General features: G+C 57.7%; 17 protein-coding genes. 3 read left to right on the top strand and 14 right to left on the bottom strand.

Features of this window, described 5'->3' with window-relative positions:
- Positions 1-33 precede the first annotated feature (33 nt).
- Both IM291_RS14455 and IM291_RS14450 read left to right on the top strand, forming a co-directional pair.
- On the top strand, positions 34-1236 hold the full coding sequence (locus tag IM291_RS14455) for an MFS transporter (protein WP_192971678.1): 1203 nt from the start codon (positions 34-36) through the stop codon (positions 1234-1236).
- Entirely contained in the window at positions 1233-1610 is a 378-nt protein-coding gene (locus tag IM291_RS14450; protein ID WP_136343719.1) for a DUF4440 domain-containing protein, read from the top strand. The genes IM291_RS14455 and IM291_RS14450 overlap by 4 nt, the downstream gene beginning before the upstream one ends.
- Positions 1611-1662: 52 nt before the next feature.
- Here IM291_RS14450 and rpoS read toward each other — a convergent pair whose 3' ends face one another.
- The 13 genes from rpoS to cysG all read right to left on the bottom strand — a co-directional run bounded on the left by rpoS (position 1663) and on the right by cysG (position 12655).
- Complete coding sequence (rpoS, locus tag IM291_RS14445; RefSeq protein WP_013098493.1) at positions 1663-2655, bottom strand: RNA polymerase sigma factor RpoS; 993 nt, start codon at positions 2653-2655, stop codon at positions 1663-1665.
- A 59-nt stretch (positions 2656-2714) separates the two neighbouring features.
- Positions 2715-3839: a murein hydrolase activator NlpD gene (gene nlpD, locus IM291_RS14440; RefSeq protein ID WP_192971677.1), complete on the bottom strand. Its 1125-nt coding sequence runs from the start codon at positions 3837-3839 to the stop codon at positions 2715-2717.
- Between the two features lie 116 nt (positions 3840-3955).
- On the bottom strand, positions 3956-4582 hold the full coding sequence (locus IM291_RS14435; protein ID WP_028014237.1) for a protein-L-isoaspartate(D-aspartate) O-methyltransferase: 627 nt from the start codon (positions 4580-4582) through the stop codon (positions 3956-3958).
- Entirely contained in the window at positions 4576-5337 is a 762-nt protein-coding gene (surE, locus tag IM291_RS14430) for a 5'/3'-nucleotidase SurE (protein WP_041908434.1), read from the bottom strand. The genes IM291_RS14435 and surE overlap by 7 nt, the downstream gene beginning before the upstream one ends.
- Positions 5318-6367, bottom strand: a complete 1050-nt coding sequence (truD, locus tag IM291_RS14425) for a tRNA pseudouridine(13) synthase TruD (protein ID WP_045261236.1) — start codon at positions 6365-6367, stop codon at positions 5318-5320. Before truD ends, surE begins: the two co-directional genes overlap by 20 nt.
- A complete protein-coding gene (ispF, locus tag IM291_RS14420) occupies positions 6364-6843 on the bottom strand; it encodes a 2-C-methyl-D-erythritol 2,4-cyclodiphosphate synthase (RefSeq protein ID WP_048959481.1) in 480 nt (159 codons plus the stop codon). The genes truD and ispF overlap by 4 nt, the downstream gene beginning before the upstream one ends.
- Positions 6843-7553 carry a 2-C-methyl-D-erythritol 4-phosphate cytidylyltransferase gene (ispD, locus tag IM291_RS14415; protein ID WP_192987142.1) on the bottom strand — a complete coding sequence of 237 codons (711 nt, stop codon included), beginning with the start codon at positions 7551-7553 and terminating at the stop codon, positions 6843-6845. The genes ispF and ispD overlap by 1 nt, the downstream gene beginning before the upstream one ends.
- A 19-nt stretch (positions 7554-7572) precedes the next feature.
- Positions 7573-7884, bottom strand: a complete 312-nt coding sequence (ftsB, locus tag IM291_RS14410; RefSeq protein ID WP_003862095.1) for a cell division protein FtsB — start codon at positions 7882-7884, stop codon at positions 7573-7575.
- 79 nt (positions 7885-7963) lie between these two features.
- Positions 7964-8290 (bottom strand): DUF3561 family protein, encoded by a 327-nt coding sequence (locus IM291_RS14405; protein ID WP_028014241.1) that lies wholly within the window; start codon positions 8288-8290, stop codon positions 7964-7966.
- A 58-nt stretch (positions 8291-8348) separates the two neighbouring features.
- The gene (cysC, locus tag IM291_RS14400) at positions 8349-8954 is read right to left on the bottom strand and encodes an adenylyl-sulfate kinase (RefSeq protein ID WP_192987140.1); all 606 of its coding nucleotides are present in this window, start codon (positions 8952-8954) and stop codon (positions 8349-8351) included.
- Positions 8954-10378 carry a sulfate adenylyltransferase subunit CysN gene (cysN, locus tag IM291_RS14395; RefSeq protein WP_045261235.1) on the bottom strand — a complete coding sequence of 475 codons (1425 nt, stop codon included), beginning with the start codon at positions 10376-10378 and terminating at the stop codon, positions 8954-8956. Before cysN ends, cysC begins: the two co-directional genes overlap by 1 nt.
- Positions 10379-10387: 9 nt before the next feature.
- Complete coding sequence (cysD, locus tag IM291_RS14390; RefSeq protein WP_008499613.1) at positions 10388-11296, bottom strand: sulfate adenylyltransferase subunit CysD; 909 nt, start codon at positions 11294-11296, stop codon at positions 10388-10390.
- Positions 11297-11305: 9 nt separating this feature from the next.
- Complete coding sequence (gene cysG / locus IM291_RS14385) at positions 11306-12655, bottom strand: siroheme synthase CysG (protein WP_162196524.1); 1350 nt, start codon at positions 12653-12655, stop codon at positions 11306-11308.
- A gap of 246 nt (positions 12656-12901) precedes the next feature.
- Here cysG and IM291_RS14380 point away from each other — a divergent pair, with 246 nt between their 5' ends.
- Positions 12902-13945: an aminopeptidase gene (locus IM291_RS14380; protein WP_126344961.1), complete on the top strand. Its 1044-nt coding sequence runs from the start codon at positions 12902-12904 to the stop codon at positions 13943-13945.
- Between the two features lie 71 nt (positions 13946-14016).
- On the opposite strand, the gene cysH is transcribed toward IM291_RS14380, so the two are convergent.
- Positions 14017-14751, bottom strand: coding sequence for a phosphoadenosine phosphosulfate reductase (gene cysH, locus IM291_RS14375; protein ID WP_008499616.1), 735 nt, complete (start codon positions 14749-14751; stop codon positions 14017-14019).
- Position 14752: the final 1 nt, after the last annotated feature.

Here is a 14752-nt window from a genome sequence, read left to right as displayed (position 1 = left end):
GATACGATACGCCACCTCACGGGAGGATCCACCATGACGTATCGCAGCAAAGTCGCCGCTGTCTATCTGCTGGGCTTTTTTCTTGATTTGATCAACATGTTTATTGCCAGCGTCGCTTTTCCGGCGATGGCGCAAGCTCTTAACGCCACGCCTTCAGCGCTTGCCTGGGTCAGTAACGGGTATATTGCCGGCCTGACGCTGGCGATCCCGTTCAGCAGCATGCTCACGCGCCGCTTCGGACCAAAGCGGGTCATCCTGATCTCGCTTTTTCTCTTCAGCGCGGCTTCTGCTGCGGCAGGCTTGTCTGCAACGCTGGAAAGTCTGATCGCCTGGCGCGTGCTGCAGGGCATCGGCGGTGGCTTACTGATCCCCGTCGGACAGGCGCTGACCTGGCAACTGTTTCAGCCTCACGAGCGAGCCAGACTCTCCTCGGCGGTCATGCTGGTCGCGCTGCTTGCTCCCGCCTGCTCCCCCGCTATCGGGGGCCTGCTGGTGCAGATGCTAAGCTGGCGGTGGATATTTTTCGCGACGCTTCCGGTGGCCATCGTGACCTTTGTGTTGGCCTGCCTGTGGCTTAAACATGAAATACCCGCGATGAAAGCGGCCAGGCTGCTCAACCTGCGGTTGCTCGCGGACCCGCTTTTGCGTTTTGCCATGCTTGTCTATGTATGCGTTCCTGGCGTATTTATCGGGGTGAACATTACGGGCATGTTTTATCTTCAGCACGAGGCGAACATGAGCCCAGCCACAACGGGTATGCTCATGCTGCCGTGGTCCGTGGCATCGTTTATCGCCATCACGGCGACGGGACGCTATTTTAACCGTTTCGGCCCACAGCCGCTGATTGTTATCGGCTGCCTGCTGCAGGCGACGGGCATTCTGCTTTTGCTTAACGTCAGTTCGGCTACGTTGCTTCCTGTCGTTGCGTTTACCCTGATGGGCGCGGGGGGAAGCCTGTGCAGCAGTACCGCTCAGAGCAGCGCTTTTCTGACAACGCGCCGGGAAGAGATGCCGGATGCCAGCGCGCTGTGGAATCTCAATCGTCAGTTGAGCTTTTTTGCCGGAGCCCTGCTGCTGGCAGAGGTGCTGAGTCTGGCGCAGAGTTATCTGGCGCCGCTCGCCGCATGGCACGGAATGTTTCTTTTTGCCGCAGGCATGACCCTATTGCCTGTACTGTACGTTTTCCGACTTAACAATACGCAGGTGCTCGCCCAGCTGCGACAGGAGAATTCATGACGCCTTTTGAACACGACATTATCGACCTCCACATTGCGCTTGAAAACTGGTTAGGCAAAGGCGAAGGCGACTCCGACGCCCTGCTCGCCCGTTTCCGGCCAGATTTTCTGATGATCCCACCGGGAGGCGTTCATATCGACTATCACGGCCTTGTGGACTTTCTGCTCAGTCAGCGAGGTAGCCGCCCCGGACTGAAGATCGTCATTGACGAATTATCCACGATCGAGCGCTGGGATCGTGGCGCGGTACTGCACTACCGGGAGACGCAAACCCGGCCGGACCTGCCCGTCAACGTGCGCTGGTCAACCGCGGTGCTTAATCAGGAAGGCGACGGGATTACATGGCGTCTGCTGCACGAAACGGCCCAGCCGTAGCACAAAAGAAAAAGGCCCGTCTCACGACGGGCCTTTTTTGACGAAAGGATGCTTATTCGCGGAACAGCGCTTCGATATTCAGACCTTGCCCCTGCAGGATTTCACGCAGGCGGCGCAGACCTTCTACCTGAATCTGACGAACACGTTCACGGGTCAGGCCAATTTCGCGGCCGACGTCTTCCAGTGTCGCAGCTTCATACCCCAGTAAACCGAAACGACGTGCCAGCACTTCACGCTGTTTGGCGTTCAATTCGAACAGCCATTTGACGATGCTCTGCTTCATGTCATCGTCCTGCGTGGTGTCTTCCGGGCCGTTGTCTTTTTCATCGGCCAGGATGTCCAGCAGCGCTTTTTCGGAGTCGCCACCCAACGGGGTGTCAACCGAGGTAATGCGCTCGTTGAGACGCAGCATACGGCTTACGTCATCAACCGGTTTGTCGAGTTGTTCGGCAATTTCTTCTGCGCTTGGCTCGTGGTCCAGTTTATGGGACAACTCGCGCGCGGTACGCAGATAGACGTTCAACTCTTTGACGATGTGGATCGGCAGTCGGATCGTACGGGTCTGGTTCATAATAGCCCGTTCGATGGTCTGACGAATCCACCAGGTCGCGTAGGTTGAGAAACGGAACCCGCGTTCCGGGTCAAACTTCTCAACTGCGCGGATGAGACCTAAGTTGCCCTCTTCAATCAGATCCAGCAGAGCCAGACCACGATTGCCGTAACGGCGGGCAATTTTCACGACCAGTCGCAGGTTACTTTCGATCATGCGACGACGCGAGGCAACATCACCACGCAAAGCACGACGTGCGAAATAGACTTCTTCTTCGGCCGTTAGCAGTGGGGAGTAACCAATCTCCCCAAGGTAAAGCTGAGTCGCGTCCAGTACACGCTGTGTGGCGCCCTGCGATAACAGCTCTTCTTCAGCCAAATCGTTATCACTGGGTTCCTCTTCTACTAAGGCTTTTTCGTCAAAAGCCTCTGCTCCGTTCTCATCAAATTCCGCGTCTTCATTTAAATCATGAACTTTCAGCGTATTCTGACTCATAAGGTGGCTCCTACCCGTGATCCCTGAACGAGACACCCTGGCTGGCATGCCCCGTCAATTTATCGCTGCGGCAAGTACTGCAGCGGGTTTACGGATTTCCCCTTGTAACGAATTTCAAAATGCAAGCGTGTAGAACTGGTTCCGGTGCTACCCATGGTAGCGATTTTTTGCCCCGCCTTAACTTCTTGTTGTTCCCGGACCAGCATTGTGTCGTTATGGGCGTAGGCACTCAGGTAATCATCGTTATGTTTGATGATAATCAGATTACCGTAACCGCGCAGCGCGTTACCGGCATACACAACGCGTCCGTCTGCGGTCGCGATGATAGCCTGTCCTTTACTGCCTGCGATATCGATCCCTTTGTTCCCACCCTCAGAGGTTGCGAAGTTCTCGATAATCTTGCCGTCGGTTGGCCAGCGCCATGCGGTGATGGACGAACTGGCATTCTGACTGCTTGCAGTCGGTTCAGTAGAGCTAACCACAGGTGCCGTGGTCGGTGCTGTGACAACAGTCGCAGTCCCTTTATTATTCGGCAACATTTTGTTAGCAGTCTGATCACCTGAATCCTCAGAATACGTAATTACAGGTTGTGAAGCAACCACCGTGGTGGATTTTTGTGCAGGCTTGACGCTGTTATTTTGAGCAGTCACATCGGCCGCTGAAACCGTATTGCCAGGCGTGAGTGGCGTACCCGTTGCGTTGCCCACCTGGAGCGTTTGGCCAACTTCCAGAGCATACGGGGCCTGGACGTTGTTGCGCTGCGCGAGGTCACGGAAATCGTTCCCGGTGATCCAGGCAATGTAGAACAGCGTATCGCCGCGCTTCACGGTATAGGTACTGCCGCCGGTATAGCTGCCTTTCGGAATGTTCCCATACTGGCGGTTATAGACTATGCGGCCATTTTGGGTCTGAACAGGCTGTTCAACTGGCTGAATCTGCGTTGGCTGTGTAACAGGATGTTGCACAGGCTGAATTTGTGGTATTTGCTGCGGCGCAGCAGTACCCATTTTAGGCGGAGGCGTGATTAACATTCCGCTGGACGTGTTACCGGAGCCGCTGTTTCCCCCGACGGAACTGACGGGCGCAGGCGCGTTGTTGGAACTTGTACAGCCTGCCAGCCAGAGCGAAACCAGTGATAATGCCGCAACACGGCTGATGGTGAATTTAGGGCTTCCCGCGCTCATTTATCCCCCAGGAATGTGTTAACTACCAGTGACTTAAAATTTACCGTGATGACACGAATCTTTCGCGCCACACCATACGCTGAATTTGCCTTAATAACCCTGGATAAATCCGAGTCTCAGGCCAACTCCCCCTTTACCAGAGGCACAAAGCGCACGGCTTCCACGGTGTCGATAATATACTCGCCGCCGCGCCGACGAACGCGCTTTAATAGCTGCTGCTCGTCCCCGACGGGCAGAACAAGAATGCCCCCCTCATCCAGCTGCGACAAGAGCGCAGCGGGAATTTCAGGCGGAGCCGCCGTCACGATGATAGCGTCAAACGGGGCGCGAGCCTGCCAACCCTGCCATCCATCACCGTGTCGTGTCGAAACATTATGTAAATCAAGTTGTTTCAGGCGACGACGCGCCTGCCATTGCAAACCTTTGATCCGCTCTACGGAACAGACATGGTGTACCAGATGCGCCAGGATGGCGGTCTGATACCCCGACCCGGTGCCAATCTCCAGCACGCGTGAGTCGGGCGTGAGCTCCAGCAGCTCCGTCATCCGCGCCACCATATAAGGCTGCGAAATCGTCTGGCCTTGCCCGATGGGCAGCGCTACGTTTTCCCACGCTTTGTGTTCAAACGCCTCGTCTACAAATTTCTCACGCGGGACCTGAGCGAGCGCTTCAAGCACGTGCTCGTCGCGGATCCCCTGTGCGCGAAGTTGTTCCAGAAGAGTTTGTACACGTTTGCTTACCATTGCGCGTTCACTCCTGCGCGATCCAGCCAGCCCGACACCACATCATGCGCGCTATACGCGGTTAAATCTACGTGCAGCGGAGTGACCGAGACATAGCCATCATCTACGGCGGCAAAGTCGGTGTCCGGACCCGCATCGCACTTATCGCCAGGAGGCCCGATCCAGTAAAGCGTGTTGCCGCGAGGATCCTGCTGCGGGATCACCTGATCGGCCGGATGCCGGCTTCCGCAGCGCGTAACGCGAATGCCCTTAATTTCATTGAGAGGAAGATCCGGCACGTTGATGTTGAGAATGCGCCCGGTACGCAGCGGCTCGCGGCCGAGCGCCCGCAGGATCGAGCAGGTCACCGCGGCGGCGGTATCGTAGTGCGTGTGGCCGTTTAACGAGACCGCCAGCGCCGGGAACCCCAGATGGCGCCCTTCCATTGCCGCCGCTACCGTTCCGGAGTAAATCACGTCATCGCCGAGGTTCGGCCCGGCGTTAATGCCGGAGACGACGATATCCGGACGCGGGCGCATCAGCGCGTTCACGCCCAGAAACACGCAGTCCGTCGGCGTGCCCATCTGCACGGCAATATCGCCATTTTCAAAGGTAAAGGTGCGAAGCGACGACTCCAGCGTCAGTGAGTTAGACGCTCCACTGCGGTTACGATCGGGGGCCACGACCTGCACATCCGCAAATTCACGGAGGTGCTTCGCCAGGGTCTGAATGCCCGGCGCGTGGATCCCGTCATCGTTACTCAGCAATATTCGCATAATCACCCGAGGTGTTGATTAGTTCCCTGACAACACTGGTGGCAAAGCTACCTGCCGGCAGCCAGAAGCGTAACTCGACGGTCACGTCATCCCACCAGTTCCAGCTTAACTGCTGCGGATAGAGCAGCATCGCGCGGCGCGCTGCTTCGACTTTTTCCCGCACCAGCAAGGATTGTAATTCCGGCGCATCCGCCACGGCGGACTGCTCAGCGCTCAACGCGTCGCCCTGGGTGCCCCAGTCGCCTGAGCCCGGCAAAGCTGCGGTAATCATCAGTGCTTTGGCATCCACGCGCGACTGCACATCGGCCATTTCTTCGGCCGTTGCCACAAACCAGCTTCCGCGTCCCGCTAATTGTAGCGCATCGCCAACAACAACTTGATTCGCGTCCGGTTTTTTCAGCCTTTCGCTCACAATCTGATTAAACAACGCGCTGCGGGCCGCCGACAACCAAAAACTGCGTTTATTCCTGTCGCGCACCGGCGCATCGCTTTGCGCCCAGCGCAGCGCGCCCTGCAGGTTGCTGCCGCCAATGCCAAAGCGCTGCGCGCCAAAGTAGTTCGGAACGCCGCGTTCATTAATGGCGTTGAGACGTTTTTCAACGTCTTCACGGTTAGTCACTTCGCGCAGCACCAGCGTAAATGCGTTGCCTTTCAACGCCCCCAGGCGCAGCTTGCGCTTGTGGCGGGCGTACTCCAGCACCTTACAGCCTTCAAGCTCAAATTTGCTTAAATCAGGCATCGCATTGCCGGGCACGCGGGCGCAGAGCCACTGCTCGGTGACGGCGTGTTTATCTTTCTGCCCGGCAAAGCTCACTTCCCGGGCGTGAATTTTGAGGAATTTTGCCAGCGCGTCGGCCACAAAGCGCGTGTTGCAGCCGTTTTTCAGAATACGCACCAGGATATGTTCGCCTTCGCCATCGGGCTCAAAGCCCAGATCCTCCACCACGAGGAAATCTTCCGGGCTGGCTTTCAGCACCCCGTTCCCCTGCGGCTTGCCGTGCAGGTATGTCAGATTATCGAAGTCCGTCATTTTACCGCCTTCACCAGCAGCGCCACGGCTTCACAGGCAATCCCTTCGCCACGACCGGTAAAGCCCAGCTTCTCCGTGGTGGTGGCTTTGACGTTGACGTCGTCCATATGGCAGCCCAGATCTTCAGCGATAAATACGCGCATCTGCGGAATGTGCGGCAGCATTTTCGGGGCCTGGGCAATAATCGTCACGTCGACGTTGCCGAGGGTGTAACCTTTCGCCTGAATGCGGCGCCACGCTTCGCGCAGCAGTTCGCGGCTGTCCGCCCCTTTAAAGGCCGGGTCGGTGTCCGGGAACAGCTTACCGATATCACCCAGCGCGGCAGCGCCGAGCAGCGCGTCGGTCAGCGCATGCAGCGCCACGTCGCCATCAGAATGCGCCAGCAGCCCTTTTTCGTAAGGAATACGTACGCCGCCAATGATAATTGGGCCTTCTCCGCCAAAGGCGTGTACATCAAAACCGTGTCCAATTCGCATTATGCCTTCTCCTGATGGGTCGAACGGGTAAGATAAAATTCCGCGAGCTGTAAATCTTCCGGGCGCGTCACTTTTATATTATCAGCGCGCCCTTCAACAAGCGTGGGGTGAAAACCGCAATACTCCAGCGCGGAGGCTTCGTCCGTGATGGTCGCGCCTTCATTAAGGGCACGCGTTAAGCAGTCGTGGAGCAGTTCGCGGGGGAAAAATTGCGGCGTCAGCGCGTGCCATAAGTCGACGCGCTCAACGGTGTGGGCGATGGCACGCTTGCCCGGCTCGGCACGCTTCATGGTGTCGCGCACCGGCGCGGCCAGAATGCCGCCCACTTTACTGGTTTCGCTCAGCGCCAGCAGGCGTGCCAGGTCGCCCTGATGCAGGCACGGACGTGCCGCGTCATGGACCAGCACCCACTGGGCGCTTCCGGCAGCCTGAATGCCCGCCAGCACGGAATCGGCGCGCTCGGCGCCGCCATCAACTACGGTAATCTGTGGGTGGTTTGCCAGCGGCAGCTGCGCAAAGCGGGCATCGCCGGGACTGATGGCGATGACCACGTGCGTCACCCGCGGGTGCGCCAGCAGCGCCGCCACGGCGTGCTCAAGGATCGTTTTATCGCCAATTGAGAGGTACTGCTTGGGACATTCTGTCTGCATGCGCCGGCCAAAACCTGCGGCCGGCACCACGGCACATACGTCCGAAAAAGTTGCTGCCATGTCGTAATCCTGGGCCTGATTATCGATTGTTTTGTGCTGAGCCCTGATTGCGTTTAGACGCATCCGGAACCAGACGATAAAAGGTTTCGCCCGGCTTAGTCATACTGAGTTCATTGCGTGCGCGCTCCTCAATCGCCTCCTGGCCGCCATTGAGGTCATCAATTTCAGCAAAGAGTTGATCGTTACGCGCCTTAAGTTTGGCATTTGTTGCCTGCTGAGCCGCGACGTCATCGCTCACCCGGCTGTAGTCGTGCAGCCCGTTCTTACCGAACCACAACGAATATTGCAGCCAGACCAGCAAAGCCAGCAACAGCAGCGTTAGTTTACCCATCCTGCCCCCTGAAAAAACGGCATCATCATCCCATAACTTTCCGTTCGACTCTACTGCGGGGTTTTAATTATGTCGCAAGTTAGCCCATCAGCCATAAAAACAGCAGGCCAAAGATGACGACAACGGTGGCAATCGTGATAACCGTACTGTACAGGAGCTTGCCGTTGAAAAGGGAGTGCAGCGCAACCCCGACAACGACCGCAACGGGCATCAGCGCCAGGAAGAAGGGCCAGGTGTAGAGAAAGAAGAAAAGGGTGTTACCACCGTAGATCAAAAACGGGATACCCAGCGCCAGTAACCACGACGCAAAGCCGACTATCGCCCCAGGGAAGGACCAGGTCGTCTCATTGTCGGTGGTTAACGGTTCCGACCCGGTGGTGATAATGTAGTTTTCACTGTTGCGCATAGCTAATCCTGTGACCGTGACTCATCGTTCGGGAAGACAGCTCCCGAACGATACCGCCTCAGGATCTGATAATATCGTCCCGTCTGAGCAGGTCTAATAATTGGCTTACTAAATTTGTTACCAATTGTTGACCTTCCAGGTGAATCTCAGGCGATTCAGGCGCTTCGTAAACCGAGTCAATTCCGGTGAAGTTTCGCAACTCGCCGGCACGCGCTTTTTTGTACAGCCCTTTCGGATCGCGCGCTTCGCAGATCTCCAGCGGTGTATCGACAAACACTTCGATAAAGCGATCCTGACCCACGCGCTCGCGCACCATCTGGCGCTCGGCGCGGTGCGGTGAGATAAACGCCGTCAGCACCACCAGCCCGGCGTCAGCCATCAGGCTGGCGACTTCACCTACCCGGCGAATGTTCTCTTTGCGGTCGTCGTCGCTGAACCCCAAATCGCTGCACAGGCCGTGACGCACGTTGTCGCCATCCAGCAGGTAGGTACTTACTCCCTGCTGATGCAGCGCCTCTTCCAGCGCGCCCGCCACCGTGGATTTACCGGAGCCAGACAGCCCGGTAAACCACAGCACCACCCCACGGTGGTCGTGGAGCTGTTCGCGCTGGGCGACGGTGACCGGATGAGGATGCCAGACGACGTTCTCATCATGGGCGGCCATTACTTGCCTCCCAGCAGATCGCGGGCGCCCCAGTGCGGGAAGTGCTTACGCACCAGCGCGTTCAACTCCAGCTCAAACGCGCTGAACTCAGAGGTCACGCTCGCCTGCGCGTTAGGCTCGCGCACCATGCCAGCACCGACGGTAACGTTGGTCAGGCGGTCAATAAAGATCAGCCCGCCCGTCACCGGGTTCTGCTGATACGGATCCAGCACCAGCGGCTCGTCGAAGGTCAGATCCACCAGGCCAATACCGTTCAGCGGCAGCTCGCTCACGTCACGGTGGGTCAGGTTGTTGATGTCCACCTGGAACTGAATGCCGTCCACGCGGGCGCGGGTTTTCTTGCCCGCAATTTTGATGTCGTAGCTCTGGCCTGCGGTCAGCGGCTGTTCGGCCATCCACACCACGTCCACGGACGCGCCCTGCACCGCCGCCAGCGTCTCCTGCGCGTCGACCAGCAGGTCACCGCGGCTGATATCAATTTCGTCTTTCAGCACCAGCGTGACCGCTTCCCCTGCCCCGGCTTCCTGCAGGTCGCCATCGAACGTCACGATGCGAGCGATTGCCGACTCCACGCCGGATGGCAGCACCTTCACGCGCTGCCCCACCTTCACGGAACCGGAAGCAATAGTGCCGGAGAAGCCGCGGAAATCGAGGTTTGGACGGTTCACGTACTGCACCGGGAAGCGCATTGGCTGAGTGTCGACCACGCGATGAATTTCAACGGTCTCCAGCACTTCCAGCAGCGTCGGGCCGCTGTACCACGGCATGTTTGCGCTCTGGGAGGCGACGTTATCCCCTTCCAGCGCCGAGAGCGGCACAAAGCGAATATCCAGGTTGCCCGGCAGCTGTTCGGCAAAGGTCAGGTAGCTCTGGCGGATCTCCTCGAATTTTTCTTCGCTGAAGTTCACCAGATCCATCTTGTTGACCGCCACCACCAGGTGCTTGATCCCCAGCAAAGTGGAGATAAAGCTGTGGCGACGGGTTTGATCCAGCACGCCTTTACGGGCGTCCATCAGCAGGATCGCCAGATCGCAGGTGGATGCGCCGGTCGCCATATTGCGGGTGTACTGCTCGTGCCCCGGGGTGTCGGCAATAATAAACTTGCGCTTCTCGGTGGAGAAATAGCGATAGGCCACGTCAATAGTGATGCCCTGCTCGCGCTCCGCCTGCAGGCCGTCCACCAGCAGCGCCAGGTCAAGTTTTTCGCCCTGGGTGCCGTGACGCTTGCTGTCGTTATGCAGGGAAGAGAGCTGATCTTCATAAATCTGGCGCGTGTCGTGCAGCAGGCGGCCAATCAGGGTACTTTTCCCGTCATCCACGCTGCCGCAGGTCAGAAAGCGCAGCAGGCTTTTATGTTGTTGGGCGTGCAGATACGCTTCCACGCCGCCTTCGTTGGCAATTTGTTGAGCAATAGTGGTGTTCATGGCGGCTCCTTAGAAATAACCCTGACGTTTCTTCAGCTCCATGGAGCCTGCCTGGTCGCGGTCAATCACGCGCCCCTGTCGCTCGCTGGTGGTGGACACCAGCATCTCTTCGATGATCTCCGGCAGCGTCTGCGCGTTCGATTCCACCGCGCCGGTCAGCGGCCAGCAGCCGAGGGTACGGAAACGGACCATCTGTTTTTTGATCACTTCACCCGGCTGCAGGTCGATACGATCGTCGTCAATCATCATCAGCATGCCGTCGCGCTCCAGCACCGGGCGCTCGGCGGCCAGGTACAGCGGAACAATCTCGATGTTTTCCAGATAGATGTACTGCCAGATATCCAGCTCGGTCCAGTTAGAGAGCGGGAAGACACGAATGCTTTCGCCCTTGTTGATCTGGCCGTTGTAGTTGTGCCACAGCTCCGGGCGCTGGTTTTTCGGATCCCAGCGATGGAAGCGGTCGCGGAAGGAGTAGATTCGCTCTTTGGCACGGGACTTTTCTTCGTCACGCCGCGCGCCGCCGAAGGCCGCGTCAAAACCGTACTTATTCAGCGCCTGCTTTAGCCCTTCGGTTTTCATGATGTCGGTATGCTTAGCGCTGCCGTGGACGAACGGGTTAATGCCCATCGCCACCCCTTCCGGATTTTTATGCACCAGCAGCTCGCAGCCGTAGGCTTTGGCGGTACGGTCGCGGAATTCGTACATTTCGCGGAATTTCCAGCCGGTATCCACGTGCAGCAGCGGGAACGGCAGCGTGCCCGGATAAAACGCTTTACGCGCCAGGTGCAGCATGACGCTGGAATCTTTACCGATGGAGTACATCATCACCGGGTTAGAGAACTCGGCGGCCACTTCGCGGATAATATGGATACTTTCCGCTTCGAGCTGCCGCAGGTGAGTAAGTCGTTTTTGGTCCATAACCGTTCCTTAAGCCAAATTTACAACAGAAGAACCAAAGCCTTCTGTATCGGTTGTGTGTTGGAACCAGGCGAGGGTGCTGTGCAGCTGCACCACCTCTCCCACCACGATCAGGGCAGGCATCGGGGCGTCTTTCGCCAGGGTTGCAAGGTCTTGTAATGTGCCGATAGCGACATGCTGATCGACGCGCGTACCGCGAGAAATGACGGCAACGGGCGTCGTCGCCTCGCGACCGTGCTGAATAAGCTGTTCGCTGATGTCTGCCGCCTTCATCGTGCCCATGTATATCGCCAGCGTTTGTCGGCTCTGGGCGAGGTGCGACCAGTCGAACGGCGTGCTGTCGGCTTTATAGTGCCCGGTCACAAAGGTGACGCTCTGGGCGTAATCGCGATGGGTCAGCGGAATGCCGGCGTAGGCCGTCACGGCTGACGCCGCCGTGATGCCGGGCACCACCTGGAACGGCACGCCAGCTTCGGCTGCCGCCTGCAGTTCTTCACCGCCGCGACCGAAAATGAACGGGTCGCCCCCTTTCAGGCGCACCACGGTTTTGCCCGCTTTCGCGGCGTCAATCAGCATCTGGTTGGTATCGTGCTGCGGCACGGAGTGTTCCCCCGCCCGTTTGCCGACGCAGATTTGCTCCGCATCGCGACGGATCAGCTCGCGCACGCCATCGGTGACCAGGTGGTCGTAGAACACCACGTCCGCATCCTGCAGAACCTGCAGGCCGCGCAGCGTCAGCAAACCGGCGTCCCCCGGCCCGGCTCCCACCAGAATAATTTCCCCGCCCGTACTGCCGGGGTTATCCAGTTCGTCTTCGAGAATTTTCTGCGCCGCCGTCTCATTGCCCGCCTGCATCAGGCTGGCAAAGCGGCCGCGAAATACGCGCTCCCAGAAGCGACGGCGTTCCGTCACGCTGGTCAGGCGGTTTTTCAGATGGTTGCGCCAGTAGCTGGCTTTCTCCGCCATGCGCCCGAGGCTGGTCGGCAGCAGCGCTTCGATCTTTTCCCGCAGCACGCGCGCCAGCACCGGCGCGGTGCCGCCGGAGGAGATCGCCACCAGCAGCGGCGAGCGGTCAACGATCGACGGGAAGATAAACGAGCATAAAGGCTGGTCGTCCACCACGTTCACCAGACGGTAACGGGCCTGGGCCGCGTCGGAGACCCGCCGGTTAAGTTCCCGATTTTCAGTCGCCGCAATCACCAGCACCACGCTGTCGATCTGTGACTCGTCGAAATCCGCCTCTTCAACAACCCGCACCTGTGCCCCTGCGCGCTGCAAAAACGCGATTTTGCGATCGGCAATTTCTCCCGTGCCGACAACCAGTACCGGTCGGTCTTTTAAGGCGGCAAAAAGGGGCAGATAGTCCACAGGCAACAACTCACTAACAACGAGGAATAGAGGGACTATAGGGGGCGGCTTAGATCGAATGAAATTACGAATTGGAATGAGTAGTTACTCAATGGAATAACGCCGTGAAAAAGCAAATACCAAAAAATGCTTAACACGCGAAATTTCGGGCATTTAAGAGCAATTCAAATTGTGTATGGACGATCACAGTTTCATACTATGCACGTTATTATTTTGCTCTGTTTTTAAGGACTCACTATGTTTTCCGCAACGCGCCACCGTATTGCTGCCCTGGCGCTCGGCGTTTGCTTTATCCTTCCGGCTCAGGCAAAAAATCAACCCTATGGTGAAATCGCCACTATGCAGGCGCGACATATTGCGACGGTTTTCCCTGGCCGCATGACCGGTTCACCCGCGGAGATGCTCTCCGCCGACTATATTCGCCAGCAGTTTGCACAGATGGGCTACCAGAGTGACATACGCTCGTTTCACAGCCGCTACATCTATACCTCACGCAATAAAACGCAAAACTGGCATAACGTGACCGGCAGCACGGTGATTGCGGCGCATGAGGGGAAAGCGGCTGAGCAGATTATTATCATGGCGCACCTGGATACCTATGCGCCAATGAGCGACGCCGATATTGATAATAACCTCGGGGGACTGACGCTGCAGGGCATGGACGATAACGCAGCGGGTCTCGGCGTGATGCTTGAACTGGCTGAACGCCTTAAAAATATTCCGACGAAATACGGTATTCGCTTTGTGGCGACCAGCGGCGAAGAAGAAGGAAAACTCGGCGCTGAGAATCTCCTTAAACGGATGAGCGCTGAGGAGAAGAAAAATACGCTGCTGGTGATTAACCTCGATAACCTGATCGTGGGCGATAAGCTCTATTTTAATAGTGGACAGAGCACGCCGCGCAGCGTGCGTAAACTCACCCGCGACCGCGCGCTGGCGCTTGCCCGTACGCATGGCGTCTATGCTGCAACAAACCCAGGCGGTAACCCGGATTACCCAAAAGGCACTGGCTGTTGTAACGACGGGGAAGTGTTTGATAAGGCAGGCATTCCGGTGCTGTACGTCGAGGCGACGAACTGGGCGCTGGGCAAAAAGGATGGCTATCAGCAGCGCGCTAAATCGAAAGCGTTCCCGGACGGGACCAGCTGGCATGACGTGCGGCTGGATAATCAGCAGCACATTGATAAAACGCTGCCGCAGCGGATTGAGCACCGCAGCCGGGACGTGGTGAAAGTGATGCTGCCGCTGGTGAAGGAGCTGGCGAAAGCGGGCAAAGCCTGAGGTTTTTAAGTATAGCGGGGCCTGATGCCCTCACCCCAACCCTCTCCCACAGGGAGAGGGAGGATAAAGGATCACCCTTCGTGCAGCCCGCACTCGCGCTTCAGCCCGAAGAATCGCGTCTCTTCTTCCGCCATTCCCGGTTCCCATTTGCGCGTGGTGTGGGTGTCGCCCACGGACAGGTAGCCCTGGTCCCATAGCGGATGGTACTTGAGCCCGTGTTTTTGCAGATACTGATACACCGTGCGGTTATCCCAGTCGATAATCGGCAGCACTTTGAACACGCCGCGCTGTACCGCCAGTACCGGTAAGGTTGCGCGGCTCCCGGACTGCTCGCGGCGCAGGCCGGCAAACCACGTTTGGGCGTTCAGCTCTTTCAGCGCCCGGTTCATCGGCTCAACTTTGTTGATCTCATTGTATTTTTCAATGCCCTCAACGCCCTGCTCCCACAGCTTGCCGTAGCGCGCCTCCTGCCAGGCCGCGCTTTCCGTTGCGCGGTAGACTTTAAGGTTCAGCCTGAGCTTGTCCGTCAGCTCGTCGATAAACTGGTAGGTTTCCGGGAACAGGTAGCCGGTATCGGTGAGGATCACCGGTATGTCCGGACGGATCTGATTCACCAGATGCAAACTGACCGCCGCCTGAATACCAAAGCTTGATGAGAGCACATACTCTCCCGGCAGGTTTTCCAGCGCCCACGCCACGCGCCCTTCGGCGTCCAGCTTTTCAAGGTGAGCGTTAGTTTCTGCCAGGGCCAGAATGCGTTCGACTTTTGGCAGGTCATTAAGGGCGTTTAGATCGAGTACGGACATA

It is taken from the genome of Enterobacter cloacae complex sp. P27C (genome assembly GCF_014895705.1).
In the GTDB taxonomy this organism is placed as follows: Bacteria; Pseudomonadota; Gammaproteobacteria; order Enterobacterales; family Enterobacteriaceae; genus Enterobacter; species Enterobacter bugandensis.
The sequence above is the reverse complement of the archived record's forward strand: the minus strand, read 5'-3'. Positions and strand labels throughout refer to the sequence as shown.

Bases quoted from the DNA above. Each gene is read 5' to 3' on its own strand.
- IM291_RS14455 (WP_192971678.1), top strand. From the start codon at position 34: ATGACGTATCGCAGCAAAGTCGCCGCTGTCTATCTGCTGGGCTTTTTT.
- IM291_RS14450 (WP_136343719.1), top strand. From the start codon at position 1,233: ATGACGCCTTTTGAACACGACATTATCGACCTCCACATTGCGCTTGAA.
- rpoS (WP_013098493.1), bottom strand. From the start codon at position 2,655: ATGAGTCAGAATACGCTGAAAGTTCATGATTTAAATGAAGACGCGGAA.
- nlpD (WP_192971677.1), bottom strand. From the start codon at position 3,839: ATGAGCGCGGGAAGCCCTAAATTCACCATCAGCCGTGTTGCGGCATTA.
- IM291_RS14435 (WP_028014237.1), bottom strand. From the start codon at position 4,582: ATGGTAAGCAAACGTGTACAAACTCTTCTGGAACAACTTCGCGCACAG.
- surE (WP_041908434.1), bottom strand. From the start codon at position 5,337: ATGCGAATATTGCTGAGTAACGATGACGGGATCCACGCGCCGGGCATT.
- truD (WP_045261236.1), bottom strand. From the start codon at position 6,367: ATGACGGACTTCGATAATCTGACATACCTGCACGGCAAGCCGCAGGGG.
- ispF (WP_048959481.1), bottom strand. From the start codon at position 6,843: ATGCGAATTGGACACGGTTTTGATGTACACGCCTTTGGCGGAGAAGGC.
- ispD (WP_192987142.1), bottom strand. From the start codon at position 7,553: ATGGCAGCAACTTTTTCGGACGTATGTGCCGTGGTGCCGGCCGCAGGT.
- ftsB (WP_003862095.1), bottom strand. From the start codon at position 7,884: ATGGGTAAACTAACGCTGCTGTTGCTGGCTTTGCTGGTCTGGCTGCAA.
- IM291_RS14405 (WP_028014241.1), bottom strand. From the start codon at position 8,290: ATGCGCAACAGTGAAAACTACATTATCACCACCGGGTCGGAACCGTTA.
- cysC (WP_192987140.1), bottom strand. From the start codon at position 8,954: ATGGCCGCCCATGATGAGAACGTCGTCTGGCATCCTCATCCGGTCACC.
- cysN (WP_045261235.1), bottom strand. From the start codon at position 10,378: ATGAACACCACTATTGCTCAACAAATTGCCAACGAAGGCGGCGTGGAA.
- cysD (WP_008499613.1), bottom strand. From the start codon at position 11,296: ATGGACCAAAAACGACTTACTCACCTGCGGCAGCTCGAAGCGGAAAGT.
- IM291_RS14380 (WP_126344961.1), top strand. From the start codon at position 12,902: ATGTTTTCCGCAACGCGCCACCGTATTGCTGCCCTGGCGCTCGGCGTT.
- cysH (WP_008499616.1), bottom strand. From the start codon at position 14,751: ATGTCCGTACTCGATCTAAACGCCCTTAATGACCTGCCAAAAGTCGAA.